Source organism: Endozoicomonas sp. SESOKO1 (genome assembly GCF_024606265.1).
Taxonomy (GTDB): Bacteria; Pseudomonadota; Gammaproteobacteria; order Pseudomonadales; family Endozoicomonadaceae; genus Endozoicomonas.
This window is the reverse complement of record NZ_JAHHPP010000112.1, coordinates 1-2,881: the sequence shown is the minus strand read 5'-3', so window position 1 is coordinate 2,881 and position 2,881 is coordinate 1. Positions and strand designations below refer to the sequence as shown.

At 46.7% G+C, this 2,881-nt stretch carries 2 protein-coding genes; one reads left to right on the top strand and one right to left on the bottom strand.

Going from position 1 to position 2,881, the window contains the following annotated elements; all coding sequences use genetic code 11:
- Positions 1-75: 75 nt before the first annotated feature.
- Positions 76-1,101 carry a hypothetical protein gene (locus tag KDK13_RS05880; RefSeq protein ID WP_257284032.1) on the bottom strand — a complete coding sequence of 342 codons (1,026 nt, stop codon included), beginning with the start codon at positions 1,099-1,101 and terminating at the stop codon, positions 76-78.
- A gap of 242 nt (positions 1,102-1,343) precedes the next feature.
- Between KDK13_RS05880 and KDK13_RS05875 the strand changes: the two genes are divergently transcribed.
- Positions 1,344-2,771, top strand: a complete 1,428-nt coding sequence (locus KDK13_RS05875; protein WP_257284031.1) for a hypothetical protein — start codon at positions 1,344-1,346, stop codon at positions 2,769-2,771.
- Positions 2,772-2,881 lie beyond the last annotated feature (110 nt).

The window sequence follows — 2,881 nt, the reverse complement described above, 5'->3', positions numbered from 1 at the left end:
CAAGTGGTTCCAGCTTTTCGGGAAGCGGGCGGCGGGTAGCGTCTGAGAAATGTCGAAGTTATTTCAGGACAACTCCTAAACAGTGCGAGATTGCGCCTCGGCATTGTTCAATTCGGCCTGTTGGTTTTCTTTATGTATTTCCATCGGCTCATGGCAATCAGCACTCCCCGGTGCTAAACGGATACGCGTCAGGAACTCCCCGGCAGTCAAACGCACTTCTTCCACTGTTGGCAAGCTGTCGTCTGGCTGCCCGGAGATTCCATCTACTGAGTTGCCCGGACGTAGCAGGGCTTTCAAGTTGTCCAACTTTTGCCGGTCGTCATTGTCCTGATCATTTAACGTCTCCCAAAAAACACTCAGGGTATCGCCAAAATACCTCGCCATGCTATTGGCTATGTACTTTTCCCTGTCGACCATTGCGATGGGGCAAAAGTTTTTAGCTCTTGGAATGATATAAAAGTACCTGGCGTCAACTAAGGGTTCTGGCACACGGAAAGTAACGGCATATGCGTTTTCCCAGTGATGATGGCTTTTGGAATTTCTATTTTCATAGGGTCTGGAAATCTTAAATATGCCGTACAAACCCTCACTATCAGAATAATATCTATTAAGAAAGTCGTTTATCTTGATACTTTCCACAAAGAAAAAGTACTTATTCACCGGATTTAGAGCTGGCGTCGCTCTTGCCCTAACAGTCCGTTGAATCGCATTGGCTGCCTCATCAGCAAGCCCTTCCTGGTATAGTTTGTCTCTGACCCGTCTGGCGAAACGCGCCTTTACACCTTCTTCTGCATACCCACGCTCGGTACAAAACACCTTGCATTTTTTGCTTTCCTTTAATTCATGATTGAGCTGCACCCGAATTCGATCCCATAGTTGTACTCCTGAAGGCATTAAACAACGACGATCCGGTGTTGGTGTGGTTTCCCTGCCCACAGCACCTTCTGGATCCGCTCCGGGCATCCGGGCAATTACATCAGCCGCTGGTAATTGATGGATGTCTCTTGCCCCATGCCGGGGGCTTGATCCGGAGTGCTCTTCAAGGTGGTTTGCACCATCGGTATGGGAAAAAGTAGCCAGCGGCACTGACGATATGTTCATCTCGTTACTATCCTCATACTTTAATTCATGAATAGGGTTAGCTACGTATAGCTTATCGGTACTCTGAATGCGTCCCCGGCAGTGAAAACCGGGTGGATGCAAAAATTAAAACGAACGTTTTTCTAAAAAAAATGTCCAATCTTTAAACCGTCAGATTTCATTAATCATCATCCAAAACGAATAGTCCGGTTTTATCCAATAAAAATCATAGGGTTATTTTTTTCAGAAGGAGCTGAAAGGACATGGACGCAATACCAGGCAGACCCATTTCAGGTTTATTTTCAGCCCCGCTCCCCAGTGCAATGGCCCTGCCAGAAGGATTGGAGAACACCGGGGATAAATACATTGAAGAACGGCGGGCAGGCAAACCCCTGAATCATCGGGCGCTCAAGGTCGTCTACGCAGGCATGGGCCCTATTGCCCTTCAGAATGCATTGCAATTGAAGGCAAGGCAGCCTGATACCGATATAGTCATGTTTGAAAAGAGAGCAGAATATACGCGGAATCACACGGTCAACATTGATGATCAATGCTTCAGGTCCCTGAAATGTTATGACCATCCCATTTTAAAACAGGGAATGGCGCAGCTCAGGCATAAAATCCGGAGCCAGCATGGCCATATCAGTTGCAAAGAGTTTGAAACGGATCTGAAATTAATTGCCCAGAAAATGGGCATAACCATGCATGCTGGCAGTGATTACGAGGTTGTTGCCATCGGTGATGGTAAAGTAACGTTCAAATCCGGAGAAGCCCTGTTTGATGCCCTTGTCTGTGCCGATGGCGCACATTCAAAAAGCAGAAAAGCGTTACTGACAATGGCCGATAATCCCGACTACCGGGGAGAAGATGTGGTGTTCTCCGAACTGTCTTCAACCGATGAAGACAGTGAGTTTACCGCGAAAAAAGACCTTCAATATCGAGTCAGGGTAAAATACCAGGTCCAGGGTCCAACGAAGAAGCTGGCCAGTGGCTGGCTAAATGTTTTCCGCTATGCCTATGTAACCTTTAAAGCCATGTTATCACCGGTTGAAGAGCGCATTCGCCAACTGAATGAAAATACCAATGAAGTCACCATCGACTTTTTTATTTCAAAAAAAGAGTTTGACAGTCTGTCTGGCTATAACTTCAGTAATACCGGAAAACTGTCTGACAGTATGGTGAGTGATCGCCTGAAAGAAAAAATAAAAAACTGGCAGGCGTTAAAGTATAAATACTGCCAGGAATCCATTATTTCTGGTACTGAAGAATTAACCCCTTATACCCTGTCTATTTTTCATGCCCGAAAAGTTCACCATGTAACGCCATCAGGAAAGCTCATCTGCATCGCCGGGGATGCCGCCACATCGCTCCCCTATTACCGCTCGTTAAATAACTTTCTGGTGGTTGGGGCAAAACTTGGCAGAGCGCTGGGATCTTCAACCAGGGCAGATCTTGCCAAAACAGGAAAAGCCTATGAGCAATACGCCCGCCGAAGGGCCCATTGGGAAGGCTTTAAAGCCAAACTCAAAAACTTCGTGATCAACGTAATGAAGTTCTATTTATGGGTAGTCAACAAAGTACTCTGGCAAATCAATGCCCGGGACTCCCAAAAGGTTAGGGAGCAGAAAAAGCACATATCTGAACGAAAAGCTGACTGGCATCATCCCGCTGCAGCGTTAATGGGTGGATAGCCGAGATGTATGCCTTTCAGTGATTATTCGTATCATTCTGTCGTTTATTCCCAGGCTGCCGGTTCACGTTTCACCGTCAGGCATCAGCCTGCCTCAAAGAAACCAGTTCC